The organism is Pelagibius sp. (assembly GCF_028289705.1).
Lineage (GTDB): Bacteria > Pseudomonadota > Alphaproteobacteria > Kiloniellales > Kiloniellaceae > Pelagibius.
On sequence record NZ_JANQOI010000020.1, the window covers coordinates 14,507 to 31,640 of the forward strand.

13 protein-coding genes are annotated in these 17,134 nt (G+C 65.2%); 6 read left to right on the top strand and 7 right to left on the bottom strand.

Going from position 1 to position 17,134, the window contains the following annotated elements:
- The first annotated feature begins 73 nt into the window (after window positions 1–73).
- Window positions 74–1,816 (top strand): adenylate/guanylate cyclase domain-containing protein, encoded by a 1,743-nt coding sequence (locus Q0996_RS02515; RefSeq protein WP_299615653.1) that lies wholly within the window; start codon window positions 74–76, stop codon window positions 1,814–1,816.
- 66 nt (window positions 1,817–1,882) lie between these two features.
- Here the strand turns inward: Q0996_RS02515 and Q0996_RS02520 are convergent, their stop codons facing one another.
- The gene (locus tag Q0996_RS02520) at window positions 1,883–2,821 is read right to left on the bottom strand and encodes a sulfotransferase (protein WP_299615656.1); all 939 of its coding nucleotides are present in this window, start codon (window positions 2,819–2,821) and stop codon (window positions 1,883–1,885) included.
- 331 nt (window positions 2,822–3,152) lie between these two features.
- Here Q0996_RS02520 and Q0996_RS02525 point away from each other — a divergent pair, with 331 nt between their 5' ends.
- The gene (locus Q0996_RS02525) at window positions 3,153–4,223 is read left to right on the top strand and encodes a hypothetical protein (protein ID WP_299615658.1); all 1,071 of its coding nucleotides are present in this window, start codon (window positions 3,153–3,155) and stop codon (window positions 4,221–4,223) included.
- A gap of 19 nt (window positions 4,224–4,242) precedes the next feature.
- Window positions 4,243–6,285: a S41 family peptidase gene (locus Q0996_RS02530; RefSeq protein ID WP_299615660.1), complete on the top strand. Its 2,043-nt coding sequence runs from the start codon at window positions 4,243–4,245 to the stop codon at window positions 6,283–6,285.
- A 27-nt stretch (window positions 6,286–6,312) separates the two neighbouring features.
- Here the strand turns inward: Q0996_RS02530 and Q0996_RS02535 are convergent, their stop codons facing one another.
- Window positions 6,313–7,017 carry an SDR family oxidoreductase gene (locus Q0996_RS02535; protein ID WP_299615662.1) on the bottom strand — a complete coding sequence of 235 codons (705 nt, stop codon included), beginning with the start codon at window positions 7,015–7,017 and terminating at the stop codon, window positions 6,313–6,315.
- A gap of 123 nt (window positions 7,018–7,140) precedes the next feature.
- Between Q0996_RS02535 and Q0996_RS02540 the strand changes: the two genes are divergently transcribed.
- The 3 genes from Q0996_RS02540 to Q0996_RS02550 are packed head-to-tail and all read left to right on the top strand — an operon-like array spanning window position 7,141 to window position 9,155.
- Window positions 7,141–7,389, top strand: a complete 249-nt coding sequence (locus Q0996_RS02540) for a hypothetical protein (RefSeq protein WP_299615664.1) — start codon at window positions 7,141–7,143, stop codon at window positions 7,387–7,389.
- A gap of 3 nt (window positions 7,390–7,392) precedes the next feature.
- Window positions 7,393–8,235 (top strand): phytanoyl-CoA dioxygenase family protein, encoded by an 843-nt coding sequence (locus Q0996_RS02545; protein ID WP_299615666.1) that lies wholly within the window; start codon window positions 7,393–7,395, stop codon window positions 8,233–8,235.
- Window positions 8,236–8,294: 59 nt separating this feature from the next.
- On the top strand, window positions 8,295–9,155 hold the full coding sequence (locus tag Q0996_RS02550; protein WP_299615668.1) for an alpha/beta hydrolase: 861 nt from the start codon (window positions 8,295–8,297) through the stop codon (window positions 9,153–9,155).
- 134 nt (window positions 9,156–9,289) lie between these two features.
- Here Q0996_RS02550 and Q0996_RS02555 read toward each other — a convergent pair whose 3' ends face one another.
- The 5 genes from Q0996_RS02555 to Q0996_RS02575 form a co-directional block, all read right to left on the bottom strand.
- Window positions 9,290–10,984, bottom strand: coding sequence for a tetratricopeptide repeat protein (locus tag Q0996_RS02555; protein ID WP_299615670.1), 1,695 nt, complete (start codon window positions 10,982–10,984; stop codon window positions 9,290–9,292).
- 80 nt (window positions 10,985–11,064) lie between these two features.
- Window positions 11,065–13,221, bottom strand: a complete 2,157-nt coding sequence (locus Q0996_RS02560) for a tetratricopeptide repeat protein (protein WP_299615672.1) — start codon at window positions 13,219–13,221, stop codon at window positions 11,065–11,067.
- Window positions 13,222–13,422: 201 nt separating this feature from the next.
- Entirely contained in the window at window positions 13,423–14,862 is a 1,440-nt protein-coding gene (locus Q0996_RS02565; protein ID WP_299615674.1) for a DEAD/DEAH box helicase, read from the bottom strand.
- Window positions 14,863–15,144: 282 nt separating this feature from the next.
- On the bottom strand, window positions 15,145–16,071 hold the full coding sequence (locus tag Q0996_RS02570; RefSeq protein ID WP_299615676.1) for a DMT family transporter: 927 nt from the start codon (window positions 16,069–16,071) through the stop codon (window positions 15,145–15,147).
- A gap of 115 nt (window positions 16,072–16,186) precedes the next feature.
- Window positions 16,187–17,053, bottom strand: coding sequence for a DUF2189 domain-containing protein (locus Q0996_RS02575; RefSeq protein ID WP_299615678.1), 867 nt, complete (start codon window positions 17,051–17,053; stop codon window positions 16,187–16,189).
- Between the last annotated feature and the right edge of the window lie 81 nt (window positions 17,054–17,134).

Sequence of the window (17,134 nt, forward strand, 5' to 3'; positions counted from 1 at the left end):
TTGGTTTTTGAGAAATCGGGCGAGTATGAAGTTCTGTCCCTTTCTCTTGTCTCGATCGAAGCAGAGAACCGAGATGCAAAGGAGACCCGCTGCCATTCTCGCCGCCGATGTCGTCGGCTACAGCCGGCTCATGGGAGAGGACGACCTCGGCACGCACAACCGGGTAAAATCCCTGAGGCTCGATGTCTTCGAGCCGCTCATCCGCGCTCATAGCGGCCGTGTCATTCGCCTGATCGGCGACGGAATTCTTGTCGAGTTCGGCGAAGTTCTTGGCGCGGTGCAGTGCGCACTCACCGTCCAACGCTCGATCGCGGAGGGATGCCTGGGACTCTCGCCCAAGCAGCAGCTGAAACTCAGGATCGGCGTGCATTCCGGCGAAGTGATCGTCGACGAAGACGACATCTTCGGTGACGACGTAAACATTGCGGCCCGGCTGGAGCAGCTGGCTGAGCCGGGCGGCGTCTGCCTCTCCGCGCGTGCTTACCAGGACGTGACCGGGAAGATCGAAGACATCTTCGAGGATGGCGGCACACCGCTTCTCAAGAACATTGCCAAGCCCGTCAGTGTCTGGCACTGGCCGCCGAGAGGCCGCAACGGCGTGTGGTCTTCGCTGCCCTTGCCGGAGAAGCCGTCAATTGCCGTCATGCCGTTCGTGACATTGAGCGAGGACCCTGCGGATGAGCTGCTGTCCGATGGGATTGTCGCCGACTTGACGACGGCGCTGGCACGAATGAACTGGCTGTTTGTCGCGGCGCGCTGTTCCTCCTTCGTGTTCAAGGGTCAGAATATCGACCTGAGAGAAGTCGCCGGCCGCTTGGGTGTCCGCTATCTGCTCGAGGGGTCGTTCCGGCGTTCCCTCAGGCAGGTGCGCTTGACCGGCCAGTTGATCGACGGCTTGTCCGGCGCGCATGTCTGGGCGGGTCAGTTCGACGGCGATGCCGACGATGCGTTGGATCTGCAGGACCAACTGACGGAGTCGGTTGTCGCTGCGATTGAACCCAGCGTGATGCAAGCGGAGATCGCCAAGGCCCGAAGCATGCGCCCGCATGACATGGCCGCCTATCACTACTATCTCCAGGCCCTTGGTCTGCTGACGGTACCGGCCGACGATCCGGATCGCGACTGGTTGGACGACTCGCGCGCGCTTCTGGCCAAGGCGCGCGATCTCGATCCGAGTTTCGCACCGGCCCTCGCCCTGGCCGCCTACTTCGAAGCCATAGCCTCGTACTTTGGCAGAACCGCGAACAAGCGATTTGCCTTGGAACTTGCGGAACGGGCTGTTCGCGCCGACCCCGATGATGCCTTTGTGATCGGCCTCTACGGATTCGTCATGACGGCGAGCCGGGAGCCCGGTGCCATCGACCGAGCCTTGATCCACGTCGATCGGGCGCTCGCCCTCAATCAGAACTCGCCCTTGATCTGGCAGTTCAGCGGCGAGATCCGCATGTACAAGGGCGACCACGAAACGGCTGTTCGGCACCTGCGCAAGTCGATGCGGCTCAACCCGCTCGACACGCGAACCATCTGGAACCCGACATTTCTCGCCTACGCCTATTTTTTCCTGGGCAACGCGGAGGAGGCGGTGAAATGGGCGGAACTGGCGGCGCTCACCTGCCGCAATCCGATCACCTATCGCGGCCTTGCGATCGCCCATGTCCTGGCGGGCAATCTGGAGGCGGCGAACGCCGCGATCCAGGCGCTTTTGAAGCTTCAGCCGAACTCCTGTCTTGCGCGGTCAAAGAACGCAGCCTATCGGCGTCCCGAAGATCTCGCGCTCTACGTTGACTGCCTCCGCAAGGCCGGCCTGCCGGAGTGACCTTGTGACAATCGCGCACCCGCGCTCGCAGGCTGCTGGGACAGGCCGCGATCCCGCAATATCTTTTCAGGCCTCCGCGCCATAGCCGAAGGCTTCGAAGCGCGGACGCCAGCGCTCTATGGCCGAGCGCTCCTCGTCGGTGAGGGGCGCCTTGGCGGATCGCTTACGCATGCCGCCGCCGAGCTTTCGATCCAACACACGCGCGTCCATGCGGAGCTGCAGCCGCTCCTCCATCTCGGCCAGAGCCGCCCCGTCACCCACCAGCTCCTCGAAGCGCAAGAGGATCACGGTCTCGGGGCTCTCTGCTGCGGCGGCGATCAGGGAACCCATCAGATGGTGGGTCATCGCGAAGAAGCGCTCGGCGCTGTTGATGCGCCAGGTGGGCGTGAGCACCCAACCGCTGTCTTGCGGATGGGCGGCATAGTTCCCCACGTTGCGACGATAGGACTGAAAGGCCGCCATAGGGTCGCGCAGGCAAAACACGAAGCGGGCGTTCGGAAAGAGCCAGCGCAGGTAATAGGCGAAGTTGCCGTCCAGGCGCACGAACTTTGCGCCCCATCGGGAACGGCCGGCCTCCTGGGCGGCCTCGTGGGCGGGCGTCGCCAGGAAGGCGGCGATCATGGCGCGATGCGCCTGTCGGAAGCGCTGAACGCCGGGATGGAGGTTGGCCACCCATTGGTCCTCCAGCGGGCCGGATTCCGACAAACGCTCGAAATCCGCCTTCTCGTGCAGGCGCCCCGGCAGCCAGGTGAGCGAAGACGCCAGAGCATGCAGCCAGCCCGTTTCCATGAAGGGTTCCCCCCAGACCAGGACCCCGCCGCTCATGATCAGGCGCTGCACCAGGGTGGAGCCGCTGCGAAAGCCTGAAGCCAGGATGAAGACCGGCGCTTCGTCGTTCTCCGGCGTTTCGTCACGCTCGGGACCCGTGTAATCGGAAATGGCGTCGATCACCGCGCGCAGGCGGGCGCTGTGCGCCAGGATCGGCGGGAGAGACTCAGGCGTCATCGAATCGCTTTTGCGGCTGGCTGTCATGTCGGCAAAGCTGGTCGCCTCTCACGCCTGGGTCAAGTCGCGCGTGCCGGGACGCGCCGCCGGCAGGGGTGCGGTGTCCTGCCATCACCAGTACGGTTCCAGGGGCGGCTGCCTCTTCGAGTTCTATCGCCGCGTGGGCCCCGGGTTCATGTCTCGTCCAGGTCGGCTTGGCCGCCCCTCCGGACTACCACCGAGTAGTCCTTGTAGACTCCAATGACCGTTCGACAAGCGAAGAGGCATTGCTAGTTTGGCCGGTGACGCGGGTGACATGCACCACCAAAGGAAAGACTTTGGGAGAGAGATCATGTCTGAGGAACAGCCGCACGAAAGCGACAGAGAAGAACCGATTTCAGACCGCTCGCCGGCGAGCGGCAATGGAGCCGACACGACCTGCGACGGTCAGACAACAAGCGGGCCCGGCTATGACACTTCGTCAGAAACCTCCGCCGAGGAGCGGAGCGAAGAGATTGGCGACGATGAGAGTGTGTCTCTCAAGGACATTCGGCCGGGCAAAAAAGACGGTCGCGGCCGAGAGGTTCTGGAACTGCTTTGGGCCGTTGAGGATTTCAAGATTTACAAGACGGCGAAAGGCATCAACCCGCATTTCGCCGATGGTACTGATAAGGCTAGAGGGCAGTTGCAGCAATACTTGAAGCTGGGTGAAGAGCTGGCCCAGCTAAATCACCTGATACACCTGCAGTCTTTGCGCTCCTGGCGCTTCACGTGGCGCAATGAAAAGCCCGGATTCAATCCCAGTGACGCCTACTATGAGCGCGAATTGGCACGTGGCATCGCCGATGCGCTGACCGGCCAGCCTGACCGGGGCAAGACGACACTCGCGGCGTTGTCGTGCCGGCTGGAAAAGCGCCTGCGCAACAAGGGCAGAATGATCAACTTTGGCATGTGCTTTGTGACGACGATTGTGATCGTGTCAATAGCGACACTGTTGCTGGCCGACCCGATTGGGATCGACCTGGAGGAGCTGGCCTTGGCCGCTATCATGGGCAGCGTCGGCGCGCTGCTGTCCACGGCTGTCGGGCTCAAGAACCTGAAGATCGACACCGGTGCATCGCTGGTGATGAACTGGGTATACGGCGGCCAGCGTATGCTCGTCGGCGTGCTTGGCGCCGGTGTGCTCTACTTGGCGCTCCGCGCCGGAGTCGCGACGGAAATGATTCCCGGATTGTCGGATGCGCCCGCAGCGGGGGCGTTGCCTGGGGAACCGCAGCCGCTCGAACCCTACAAGCTCGCCTTTGTTAGCGTTCTCGCCGGCTTCAGCGAACGATTGGTTCCCAATCTGCTGGACCGCAACGGTGACAACGCTGAGAGACCTCAGCCGCCGGCCGCCCCATCTGGGGCCCAGGGAGCCGGATGAAGCCGGCGTCGCTTGGATTATGGGTGGCGGCTATCGCTGGCCGCTGCGGCACCATTCTTTTCTGAGGGGAGTATCCGATATGGCGCGAAGGCAGAGCCGCGGCTCGAAGAACAGCGCAAAGGCAGCCACCGGGTCCCGCGGTCACGGTTTGGGCGCAATCCAAAGCGTTCGGTCGTTCCGCGACACCATCAACGCACAGGCGGGATTGAGCAAGGCACAGCGCCTGAGGCTCATCAGACAGGCGACCGTACTGATCGGGGATCTCTATACCCACCTGCCCCTCAAGCAGGCGATGCATTCGATCAACCCCTTGCAGCGCCTCCGGCTCTTGGAGCAGCGCACCGCCGAATCCTCGCCGGCGACGCAACCCTCGATCTTGGAGTTCCATGCCGAGCTTCTGGAGATCTTCAAGGAACTGCGGGACCTGCACACCAACTACAGCCTGCCGGCACCGTTTGGACGGCAGATCGCCTTTCTCGGCATTCTGGTCGAGCAATACCACGAGAACGACCAGCCAAAGTGGATGGTTTCGAAGGTCGCGCGTCACTTGGTCGCCGATCCGAAGCTCACTCAGGGCGTGGAGATCACCCATTGGAACGGCATGCCGATCGACAAGGCGGTCTGGCGCAATGCCGACAAGGAAGCCGGCAGCAACCTCTCGGCGCGGTTGGCGCGGGGCGTTGAGACCTTGACGCTTCGGTCCATGCGCTCGTCGTTTCCGCCCGACGAGGACTGGGTCACCGTGACCTATCTGAAAAACGGCAATGTGGAGGAGACGCGGCTCGACTGGAGAGTCTTCGACACCTTCGGCGACCTCCTGGACAACGCGGCCAATCCGGCCGGCCTGATTCAGGACCTCATTGTGCCGCTTCGTTACAACGTGGCTGTCGATGAGCGGCGGGAGTACCTGCGCCGGGCGCAGAAGCTGCTGTTCAATCGGGATGCGGTCAAGGAGCAGCGGCGCGTCGCAGGCTACAAGGGCCAGGTGCCCAAGGCGACGGCGGCACTGACCGCAGCGCAGATTATCCCGACGACCCGCCCCGACGACATCACGGCGCGCATCGTAAACACGTCCAGCGGCACCTTCGGCTACCTGCGGCTCTGGACCTTCCACATGGAAGACAGCGACATCAACGGCTTCCTGAACGAGTTCATTCGTCTTCTGCAGTTCGAGATGCCTGTCGAGGGCCTGATCCTCGATGTCCGAGGCAACGGCGGCGGCTTCATCATTGCGGCGGAGTTCCTCTTGCAGATGCTGACGCCGATGCACATCACGCCGGAGCCGACGCAGTTCATTGCCACTTCGGGGACCTTGGACCTCTGTCGCAAGGTCAGCGCCATGGCGCCCTGGGTTCCCTCGCTCAAGCAAGCAGTGCAAACCGGGGCGCTCTACTCGGCCGGGATTCCGCTCTCTCCGGAGGAGGTCGTGAACAGCATCGGACAGCTCTACTTTGGTCCGGTCGTTCTGGTCACCGACGCCTACTGCTACAGTGCCTGCGACATGTTTGCCGCCGGCTTTCAGGACCACGAAATCGGACCGGTTCTGGGTGTGGACGAGGTCACCGGTGCCGGCGGCGCGAATGTCTTGACCCATGCCGGTTTGTTGTCCGATTGGAGCGGTGGACCGCTGGAGCAACTGCCGGCAGGCGCCGGCATGCGAGTTTCGTTGCGCCGTACCCTGCGGGTCGGTGCGCGTGCGGGCGAGCCCATCGAAGATCTGGGGGTCGCAAGAGACGCATCCCACAAGATGACGAGGGACGACCTCCTGAACGGCAACGTCGATCTGTTGAACACGGCCGGAGAGTTGCTTGCGCAAGGAACGCCCCGCCGCTTTGACCCTGCCTTTTCGGTCAACGGTTCGACGCTGTCCATCGCAATGACGACACTGAACGTCCAAAGCATCGACGTCTTTGTCGATGGCAGGCCGGCGAAGGACAGCACCGCGGTGTCCGGAGGGACGACAAACATCGATATTGCCATGCCGCCCAGCGGCTCGCTGCTACAGATCGATGGATTTGACGGCGGTGAGTTGGTTGCGTCGAGACGGCACGACATTCCCTAGACCACTTGGCCCCAGATCGCCCGTCCCTTAAACCGACCTGGTGATCCCCCCGTCGACGCGGATGTTCTGGCCGGTGATATAGCTGGAGCGTGGAGAGGCGAGGAAGGTGATCAGTTCTGCCACCTCGTCGGCTTCGCCGTAGCGGCCCATGGGGATGCGCGCGCGGCGTTCCTCGCTCTCGGGCAGGCTGTCGATGAAGCCGGGCAGCACGTTGTTCATGCGGATGTTCTCGGTGGCGTATTTGTCGGCGAAGAGCTTGGTGAAGGCGGCGAGGCCGGAGCGGAAGACGCCGGAGGTTGGGAAGGTCTCCTCTGGTTCGAAGGTCGCGTAGGTGGAGATGTTGACGAAGGCGCCGCCGCCCTGGCGCTGCATCTGCGGTGTGACCATGCGGGCGATGCGCACCACGTTCAGGAGGTAGACCTCCATGCCGCGCTGCCAGTCTTCGTCGCTGATCTCCAGGACCGGTCCCTTGGGGCCGTGGCCGGCGCTGCTGACCACCGCGTCGATGCGCCCCCAGCGCGCCATGGCCTGATCCACCAGGGATTGGAGGTCCGGCACCGAGAGGTTCGAACCGGTCACCCCCAGGCCGCCCAGCTCCTGCGCCAGGGCCTCGCCCTTGCCGGAAGAGGAGAGGATGGCGACCTGGAAGCCCTCTGCCGCCAGTCTGCGGGCCGCCGCGGCGCCCATGCCGCTGCCGCCGGCCACCACCAGTGCCACGGATTGATCCGCCATCGATTTCTCCCCTCTCTTGGTTATGGGGCGCCGCCGCCCATCAGACATAGGCATTCCTACCGCAGTCGTCGGCCACTAGGAAGCGTGTTAGACTGAGTTGCCGCTATCGACCCAGGGGTTCTCATGGCACAGGAAAACCAAGCCCTCATTCTCGATCTGGTGGAGTGGATCGCCCGCAATCCGCGGCCCTATGCCGAGGTGATGGAGGCCTGGCGGACATCCTGCCCGCGGCTGACGGTCTGGGAAGATGCCGTCGATCAGGGGCTCCTGCGCCGCGACGAGGGGGATGGCGCACTGGTCACGGTGACCGATGCCGGCCTCTCCCTATTGGAGGCCGAGGGCCGGCTTCCGCCACGGCGGGCCGCAAGCTGACCCATGCCCAGCATCCTGAACCCGGAACAGCGGGCGGCCTTTGACGCTGACGGCTATGTCATTGTGCGCGGGTTCTTCGATGCTGAGGAAGCCGCCCTGCTGCGCCAAGCCATGGAACAGGATCCGGCGATCCGCGGCCACTTCTACGACCGCGGCGACCGCCAGGGCGGGCGCACCAAGATGGCGTTGTGGAACCATCCGGGCGACAGCGTCTACGGTCTGGCGGCGCGCTGCGCGCGGATGGTGGACACCATGGAAGACCTGCTGGGCGGCGAGGTCTACCACTACCATTCCAAGCTGACCGCCAAGGAGCCCCATGAGGGCGGGGCCTGGGAGTGGCATCAGGACTACGGCTACTGGTATCACAACGGCTGCCTCTTTCCGCTCATGGCCTCGGCGATGATCGCCCTCGACCGCTCGACCCGGGAAAACGGCTGCCTGCAGGTGCTGAAAGGCTCGAACCGCCTGGGCCGCATCGAGCATGGCTTGCTGGACGGCGAGCAGATGGGCGCGGATCTGGATCGTGTCGCGCAGGCGAGCCGGCACCTGCAGACGGTTTATGCAGAGATGGACCCCGGCGACGTGCTGCTGTTCCACTGCAACACGCTTCACCGCTCCGACCAGAACCGCTCGGACCAGCGGCGCTGGACCCTGATCTGCTGTTACAACGCCGCGCGCAACGATCCCTACAAGGATCATCACCATCCGCGCTACACGCCGCTGGAGAAGGTCCCGGACTCTGCCGTTAAAGCGGCCGGCCTGAAGTTCGCCGCGGCCGCGGACGAAGGAGCCTTCCTGTCGCAGGCCGCGCCCCCCGCCGACTTGAAGGCGAACGCGCCCCGCTAGCTCTCGGGCGCCGCCCTGACGTGGGCATCCAAAGCCGGCGGCCGCACGTAGACTCCTCTATGCGACGACGGCTCCTTGGCGGTTTTCTCACTGCAGTTCTGGGCACCTTCCTGACGTCCTGCTCGGGCGCGGACCTGGTCAACGCCCTGACGCCCAGCGATGGTTACCGCCTGCAGGAAGGTGTCAGCTATGGCCCGGACCCGCGTCACCGGCTCGACCTCTATCTGCCGAAGGACAGCGCGCCCCGGGCGACGGTGGTCTACTTTTATGGCGGCGGCTGGGAAGACGGTGAACGGGGCGACTACCGTTTCGTCGGAGAGGCCTTCGCTTCGCAGGGCCTTGCGGTGGCCATTCCCGATTACCGGCTCTACCCGCAGGTTCGCTATCCCGCCTTCCTGGAGGACTCCGCCGCGGCCGTTGCCTGGCTCCGCGAAAACCTGACTGGGCCACTATACCTGGTAGGCCATTCTGCCGGCGCCTACAACGCGGTTATGCTGGCCCTCGACCGGCGCTGGCTTGCTGCCCAGGGCCTGGCGCCCTGCAAGGCGCTGAGCGGCGTTGTCGGGCTGGCCGGCCCCTACGACTTCCTGCCGCTGCGCGATCCCGACCTGAAGGCGATCTTCGGCCCGCCGGAGGGACGCCCGGCCACCCAGCCGATCAACTACGTGAGCGCCGAGGCGCCGCCCCTGCTGCTGCTCAGCGGAACCGACGACGGCATCGTGCTTCCCTACAACAGCCGCGTGCTCGCCGAGAGCCAGCGCGCAGCCGGTGGTATGGCGGAGGCTCGGTTCTATCAGGACCTCGGCCACATCCGCATTATCGGGGCGCTCTCCCGCCCGCTGCGCGGCAGCGCCCCGGTGCTGGACGACATTTTGAACTTCATAGCTCAACAGGAAGCTGCCGGCTCGTCCGCTTGCTAGAGCAGATCCTGGTTCGATGGAATCGCGGGAGCGATCCATCGAGCCTGGTGAATCTGCTCTATTTCTTAGGTGTAGAGCGGATTCACATGTTTAGACGCAAACACCAATGTGTTTCCGTCTAGACATGATCCGCTCTAGGGGCGGGCGGCCTTCAGGGCCGCGAGCAGGCTGTCCGAAACGAGGCCATCGGCCGGAAGTCCGTGGTCGCGTTCGAAAGACTCGATCGCCTTGCGCGTCTTCTGCGTGTCGGCCATGTCCGGTTCATCCGGACGGTATCCGAAGTACATGAGCAGACCCTGGGCCAGGACCCGGGGGAAGTCGCCGAGGCGGCGGTCCGGCTCGAAGAAGGCGTCGCCGCCGGAAATCTCGAAGGCCTTGGCGAGATGGGCCTCGGCTTGCGCCGCGCGCCCGAGCTGCCAGTGGAGAAAGGCGATGCTGTCGTTCGACGGCGCGTCGCTTCCCAGGTCCACGGCCTGCACGCACAAAGGCTCGGCCAATCCGGTCTCGCCCTGCAGCAGAAGGTCCCAGCAGATCTCATTGCTGTACCATGCCCTCAGGTCTTCTTCGATCTGGGCAAAGGCTCCCTCGATGGCTGCCTTGGCATCGGCCGTTCGCCCCACCCACGCCAGGGCGTGAGACCTGTAGAGCTGCCAACCCTCGCCGTCCGGAAAGTTCGCAACCACGTTGTCGAAGTCTTCCAGTGCCGCCGTGGCGTTGCCAAGACGCAGCTGTACGTAGGCCCGCCCGCCGAGGTGATTGCCGTTGGTGGGATCGAGCTGAAAAGCGCGGTCATAGGCCGCATAACTCTCATCCCAAAGCCCCAGGCCATAGTACGCCCTGGCAAGCTCGTGGCTCCCATAGCTATTGGTGGGATCGATGGCCAAGGCCTTCTCCAGCTCTTGCCTGGCCTCCTGGGCGCGGCCGAGATTGTTCAACAGTTCGCCGTGCAAGATGAGGGCATTTGTGTTGTCCGGCGACAGCTCAAGGGCGCGTTTAAGGTCGTGCATCGCTTGCTCGGGCTCGCCCGTCAGTATCAAGGCCTGTGCGCGGTCGGCATAGGCCCAGGCCTCGCCGGGGTCCAGCTCGGCGACCCGGCTGAAGTCAGCAATGGCCCCGTCCAAGTCGTCCGTGTAAGTCTTCGCCCTACCACGTTCCAGAAGCGCGAAGGTGGAGAAGGGGTCGAGGTCCAGGGCCTGGTCGAGCTGGGCAATGGCTTCTGCGTTGCGCCCCTGTAGGCGGAGATTGAACCCGCGCTGTTCGTAGACGAGCGGGTTGGAGGGCTCCAAGGCCTCGGCCATCTCCAGGTCGACATAAGACTCTTCGAAGCGACCGAGGTTTGCCAGGGCGTTGCTTCTGTTGAGGTACAGAAAGATGTCCTCCGGCCCGATTGCAATGGCCTTGCCGAGGTCATTGACGGCCTCCTGGTAGCGGCCGGCATTGTTCTTGAGCCATCCGCTCATGGCCGCGAAAAGGCCCTCATCCTGAACGGGGTAGCGTCGAGCATAGGAGTCGAAGACCTCGATGCCGCCCTCATAGTCGCCGAGTTCCCCTAGGGCCGTCCCGAGGCTCAGCGTTGCCGGAAAGAAGTCCGGAGCAAGGCGAACGGCTTCTTCGAGGTGTTCGACGGCGTCTTCGTAGCGCTCCAGACTTGCCAGGGCATAGCCGCTCTGGAAGTGCGCCTCGAAGCGCATATCGTCGCCCAGGCCGTCGTGGGAGAGGCAGTCGGCATAAAGCTCGATGCCATCGCTGTAGGCACCGGCCTCCATCGCCTGGCGCCCCTCGTTGCAGCTTTCCGGAACTTCTTCTTGTGCCTTGGCGGACCAAGGCAAGGTCACAGCCGCCAATGACAGCAGCAGCCCAAAGGCCGGACCCCAAGCCGCCCAGCCTTTGATCTCATGCGGCACGGCGCCTACTCGGTGAGGGCGCGGCGGCAGTAGCGCAGCGACAAGGCGATGTGCCGCTGTGCCACCAGTTGATCGCAAATCTCCGCGGCCATCGCCGACTTGTTTTCGCCGGCGCTCGCCGCGATGGCATCGTCCAGGTCGCTGCGCGCGGCCGCGCGCTTGTCCAGATGGGCGTAAGCGAGACCGCGCGAGTACAGCGCCCAGGCATTGTCCGGATCCAGCTTCAAGGCGGCGCTGTAGTCCTCCACGGCCAGAGCGTAGCGCTGCAAGTCGTAGAGCACGTCGGCGCGCGAGTAGAAGAGATCGGGCTCCCCGCGTTCCAGCTTCAGGGCCAGGGAAAAGTCGTCCAACGCTGCCTCCAGGTCGTCACTCTCCTGGTAGGCCAGGCCGCGATTGTAGACGGCGGGAAAGTAGGCCGGGTCCTTCTCCATCGCCTTGCTGTAGTCGGCGATGGCGGCCTTGACTTCGCCCTTGTCGGCAAAGGCGATACCACGGTTGTTCCACGCCCAGGCGCTGCCCGGTGCCAGAGCGACGGCCTTGTCGAAGTCGGCCAGGGCCAGCTCGAAGCGTTCCTGCTCGTTGTAGATCTGGCCGCGATAGATCAGGGAATCGAGATCCTCGGCGTCGTGCTCGATGGCCCGGCTGTAGCTGTCGAGGGCCGCGTCGTAGTCCCCCAGGACATAGTAGGCGTCGCCGAGGTTGGAATGCGGGGCGCCATAGTCCGGCTCCAGCTCGATGGCCCTGTTCAGCACCTTGATGGCCTCGCTCTGGCGGCCCAGATCGTTCAGCGCCCGGCCTTGGTTGTTCAGCGCCCAGGTGGACTCCCCGTCCACCTCCACGGCGGCATCATAGTCCTCCAAAGCTCTCTCGACATCGCCGCGGTCGTGATGGATCAGGCCGCGGGCGACGAAGGCGTCGGAATAGTCCGGTTCGAAGCGCAGCAGCCTGGAGAAGTCGTCCAGGGCGGCCTCGTTCTCATCCAGGAAGTAGTTGGTGCGTCCGCGCATGTAGAGGAAGTCGGGTTCCGCGGAGTCCAGCACCACGGCCCGGTCGAAATCTCCGGCCGCCGTGGCGTAGTCCCCGGCCCGAAAGCTGGCCAGGCCGCGGTTGTAGAAGGCGATCGGGCTCTCGGGCCGGAGCTCCAGGGCGCGATCGAACTTGACGATGGCCTCATCGTAGAAACCCTGGTCCGACAGGCTGTTTCCGAAGCTGTTGTGGGCGCCGAAGTTCTCGGGGTCCAGCTGCAGCGCCTCTTCATAGTCTTCGATGGCGCGCGCATAGTTTTCCTGATCGGCGTAGGCGATGCCGCGCTGCACGAAGGTTCCGGCGTCCAGCGGATCGAGGCGCAATGCGGTCTCGAATTCGGCGATCGCCTCCTGCGGGCGCTCCAGCAGCCTGAGCGCCAGGCCGCGGTTGGCGAAACCCGTGGGATCGTGCGGGTCAAGTTCGATCGCCTGGTCGTAGTCCAGGATCGCCCGCTCGTAATTGTCCAGGTCCAGATAGACGTTGCCTCGGCTGTTGAAGGCCCAGGTGTCGAAGGGGTCCTGCTCGATGGCCTGGTCGAAGGCGGCAAGGGCCTCCTGATCGCGGCCCATGGCGGCGAGGCTGTGCCCGCGGTAGTAGTGAGTGCCGGCGACCTCGGGGTCGAGACGGATCACCGCCGCGAAGTCGACCAGAGCCTTGTGATAGTCCTCCATCTCGTGGAAGACGCGGCCACGGTAGTAGAGGGCCTCGCTGCTTTCGGCGTCCAGTTCCACCGCCCGCTCCAGGTCGGCCAGGGCCTCTGCGTTGCGGTCCTCATAGTAGTGGGCGCGGCCGCGCCGGATCAGCACCTCGATATCCGGGGCACCGAGTGCCAGGGCCTCGCTGTAGTCGGCGATGGCCTCGTCATGGTCGTCGCGGGCAAAAAAGGCGTGGCCCCGCGCAGCCAGGGCGGCGATCCGGTGGTCCCGGCTGAGGCCCTCGAGCGCCAGACAGCGTGTCAGGGTCGACACGGCAACATCCTGGAGGCCGAAGGCGAGGGCGCCTTCCCCCTCCTTGCACACCTCCGGCTGCAGGCCGCCCGCCTGATCGGCCCAAGCGGATGCGGCGCCGGCCACAGCCAATCCCGCCGCCAGCCCGGCAGCCTTCAGCATCGCCCTTACCTGGCGAAGCACGGTCATGATTGTCCGTCTCTCTTGTCCAACTCCCCTGTGACGCCGGTCGCATGGCGGCCGACGCAGGCGACATTCTACCCGCGATTGCGGCGCGCGCCAATGGTTCAGGGGTTAACCGCTGCATCCGGCGGACGGCTTGCCGGGCCGTGGTTAAGGGCCGCCGCGGCCCAGGCGTGGGTCAATCGACGCACGCGCTGTCCAGCGCCATCAGGCCGCGCGGCGGCGGCCCCGGCCGCCTTGCCGGTGGTTGCCTTGGGGGTTTGGCCCGGAGCGCCGGCCTTTGGAGAACGCCCGCTTCTTCCTGCCGGGCGCTTTGCCCGCCGGCTCTTCGGAACCCGTGTTTGGTGCCCCGGATTTCTGGGCCGGCTTGCCGCTACGCGCAGCATGGCCCCCCGGCTTCCGTCCCGGGCGCTGCCCGCGTTTTCGGGCCGGTTTCGAAGACGGGTTGTCGTTGGCGGGCTTGTCGTTGACGGGCGCCTCGCCGATCACCTCGAGCCGCAGTTTGATCAGCCGTTCGATGTCACGCAGGTAAGACCGCTCCGCCGCGTCGCAGAAGGAGATCGCGGCGCCCTCCGCGCCGGCCCGGGCCGTGCGCCCGATCCGGTGGACATAGCTCTCGGGCTCGTTGGGCAACTCATAATTGATCACATGAGTGACGCCGGAGACGTCGATCCCGCGGGCCGCGATGTCGGTGGCCACCAGCACCCGGGCACGGCCCTTGCGGAAGGCCTCCAGCGCGCGCTGGCGCGCGTTCTGCGACTTGTTGCCGTGGATGGCGTCGGCCGCCACGCCGGCCTTGGCCAACTGCTCGGCCACGCGGTTGGCGCGGTGCTTGGTGCGGGTGAAGACGATGACCCGTTTCAGGGCTGGGTTCGCCAGCAGGCGTTCCAGCAGGGCCCGCTTCTGCGGCGTGGCGACATGGTGCACCGACTGGGCGATACGCTCCACCGTCACCACCTCCGGCGTCACCTCGACCCGCAGCGGGTTGTGCAGCATGTCGGCGGCCAGCCTGGCCACCTCGGCTGGCATGGTGGCGGAGAACAGCAGCGACTGGCGGCGTGCCGGCAGGGCGGCGACAATCTTGCGCACGTCGCGGATGAAGCCCATGTCGAGCATGCGGTCGGCCTCGTCGAGAACGAGGTGGGAGACCTTGTCGAGCCGGATGTGGCGCTGGTTCAGCAGGTCCATCAGCCGGCCGGGGGTGGCCACCACGATGTCGAGGCCGCGCGAAAGGGCACGCACTTGCCCGTGCTGGGAAACGCCGCCCAGGATCACCGTGTGGCGCAGCTTCAACTGGCGCCCGTAGACCTTCAGCGCATCGCCGATCTGCACCGCCAGCTCGCGGGTCGGCGCCAGGATCAGGGCGCGGGTCGCCTGGGGGCCAAGGTGTTCGCGGTTTTCGCTCAGGCGCTGCAGCAGAGGCAGGGCGAAGGCAGCGGTCTTGCCGGTGCCGGTCTGGGCGATGCCCAGCATGTCGCGGCCCTTCAGCAGCGCCGGAATCGCCTGGGCCTGGATCGGCGTCGGCTGGCTGTAGTTGGCGGCCGCAAGGGCCCGCAGCAGCGGGCCGGCCAGGCCGAGATCGGCGAAGGTCGTTCCCTCGTTTTGAGGGCGGGTAGGGGTATCGGTACCTAGGGTATGGGTCTTCAAAACACAGTCCTTTTGCGCCGGGCAGGCCGGCCGAATTGGCCGGCTGAACCGCCGGTAAGCGCGTTGCCGTCATCCACGCGCACCTGGAGCAAACGGATCTTCTTGGAAGATATGGGTCTCGGGATGAGAGGCGCCCCCGCCAGGAGGGGCCTTTCGCGCGATCGCGAGATATCGTTGCCCGCTAGATGCGCCCTCTACCGGGGGAAGTCAAGGAAGATTTTGTTGCACTGCACAAAACTTGGGACAAATGTGCGGAAATAGGGGTTCCGGCCACTCTGCTCGTCACCTGGCCGCCCTCCAAGCCGGCATATTGATGGCGGCGACGCCGAGGATGACGGCGAGAAGTCCGAGGCCGATCACCGGGCGGAAGACTTCACCCAGGATCACGATCCCCAGGACCACGCTGACGCCGGCGCGCAGGTAGGCCTGGCTGGCGACGCCCATGGAACCGAGGGTGCGCACCAAGCGGAAGTAGAGCAGGAGGGCGGCGGCCGTGCAGAAGACCGCCAGGGCCGCGGCCGCAAGCAGGCTGAGGGCCGTCGGCTGCAGGGTCCAGGGGCGGTCGACGATCACGGCGGCCGGTACCAGAACCGCAGTGGCGCAGAGCATCACCGCGGCGGCGGTGACTGTCGGCGGCAGATGGCTGAAGCGTTTGCCGTTCACCGCGGCACAAGCATAGAGCACGGCGCCCAGCAACACGGCACACTGCGCTGCCACCTGCTGGCCGAGCCCCGCCAGGACGTCGACGCCGACGATCAGGACGACACCGGCGATCCCAAGAAGGGCCCCGGCCAGCTTGCGGAGGTTCAGCGCCTCGTGATGGGTGACCAGCAGGGTGATGAAAAAGACGAAGACCGGCGAGGTGGAATTGAGCACCCCGGCAAGGCCGCTGTCGATGTGCTGCTGGCCCCAGGCCAGAAGGGTCCAGGCGGCGGTGGCATTGAAAAAGGACTGGAGCAAGAGCAGGCGCCAGGTCGCAGGGTCCCGCGGCAGTCGCTCGCCTCTCCAAGCCGCGGCGGCCGACAGCATCAGGGCCGCGATTGCCACCCTTGAAGCCATCAGGGTGACCGGCGGCAGGCTTTCCAGCGCCAGCTTGATCAAGAGGTAGGACGCGCCCCAGAGCAGGGCAAGGAGCGCCAGCAGCAACAGTTCCGGCAGCAGGGCAGCGGAATTGCTCGGCCGTGCGCTGGGTGACTCGATTGGGGGCAAAGGGACTCCGCCGACGGATCCGGTTATCGGAGCTCCCATACTAAAGCCACGGCGAAACCGGAGGCTTCGTTACCCATCGAAGTGTGGCTGTTAGGCCCCGGCGGTTTGGGTCGTCCTACTCCCGCACCACCTTTCGGTAGAGGTGCCAGGTGGCGTGGCCGAGCACCGGCATGACGACGATCAGGCCGAGGAAGAGCGGGATCGAGCCGAGCACGAGACCGCCGGCGACGATCAGGCCCCAGCCGGCCATGACCCCCGGGTTCACCAGGACGGCGCGGAACGAGGTGGCGACGGCGACGCCGATGCCCACCGGACGGTCCAGCAGCAGCGGAAAGGAGATCACGCTGGTGGCAAGGACGACGAGGGCGAAGAGGAAGCCGACGCCACAGCCGACCAGAACCATCGTCCAGCCGGCCCCTGTGGTCAGCACCTCCGCCAGGAAGGCCCCCACGGCGGCCGGCGGTTCCGGCCCCAGGGTCGCCATGTAGATCAACTGCGCGGCGCCGAGCCAGAGCAGGAAGAGCGCCAACAGCACCAGCCCCAGGGTAACGATGGCCCCGAAGGAGGGTTGGCGGACCATGGCGAATGCATCGACCCAGCTTGCCGAGAGGCCGCGCTCGCGGCGCCGGCTCATCTCGTAGAGGCTCACAGCGGCAACCGGTCCGATCAGGGCGAAGCCGGAGGCCATGGGGAACAGCAGTGCCAGCATGTCGTGGTTGAAGGCGAGGTGGATCAGCACTAGGCTGGCGGCGGGATAGATGATGCAAAGGAAGACGACATCGGTGCGGTAGGCGCCAAAGTCGCTGAAGCCCTTGGCGAGGGCTTCACGAAGGTCGGCGAAGCCGATCTTGCGGATCACCGGCCGGGAGGCATCCCCCGCCGTTTCGGTTCCCTGGAGCGAGACCCCCGTCGATTCGACGGCGTGGGCCGCGTCCTTCAGTGCGTCCATTCCCCATTCGATGGGGTTTCGGATGGTGTCCATGATCACCCCTCGCGATGTTCAATCTGTTTGGTTTCGGCCCAAACCCGGCCTGACGCCGTACCCTGGCCGCCGGCCGCGAGG

Bases quoted from the DNA above. Each gene is read 5' to 3' on its own strand.
- Q0996_RS02550 (WP_299615668.1), top strand. From the start codon at position 8,295: ATGCGACGACGGCTCCTTGGCGGTTTTCTCACTGCAGTTCTGGGCACC.
- Q0996_RS02535 (WP_299615662.1), bottom strand. From the start codon at position 7,017: ATGGCGGATCAATCCGTGGCACTGGTGGTGGCCGGCGGCAGCGGCATG.
- Q0996_RS02575 (WP_299615678.1), bottom strand. From the start codon at position 17,053: ATGGACACCATCCGAAACCCCATCGAATGGGGAATGGACGCACTGAAG.
- Q0996_RS02560 (WP_299615672.1), bottom strand. From the start codon at position 13,221: ATGACCGTGCTTCGCCAGGTAAGGGCGATGCTGAAGGCTGCCGGGCTG.
- Q0996_RS02545 (WP_299615666.1), top strand. From the start codon at position 7,393: ATGCCCAGCATCCTGAACCCGGAACAGCGGGCGGCCTTTGACGCTGAC.
- Q0996_RS02540 (WP_299615664.1), top strand. From the start codon at position 7,141: ATGGCACAGGAAAACCAAGCCCTCATTCTCGATCTGGTGGAGTGGATC.
- Q0996_RS02525 (WP_299615658.1), top strand. From the start codon at position 3,153: ATGTCTGAGGAACAGCCGCACGAAAGCGACAGAGAAGAACCGATTTCA.
- Q0996_RS02515 (WP_299615653.1), top strand. From the start codon at position 74: ATGCAAAGGAGACCCGCTGCCATTCTCGCCGCCGATGTCGTCGGCTAC.
- Q0996_RS02520 (WP_299615656.1), bottom strand. From the start codon at position 2,821: ATGACGCCTGAGTCTCTCCCGCCGATCCTGGCGCACAGCGCCCGCCTG.
- Q0996_RS02530 (WP_299615660.1), top strand. From the start codon at position 4,243: ATGGGTGGCGGCTATCGCTGGCCGCTGCGGCACCATTCTTTTCTGAGG.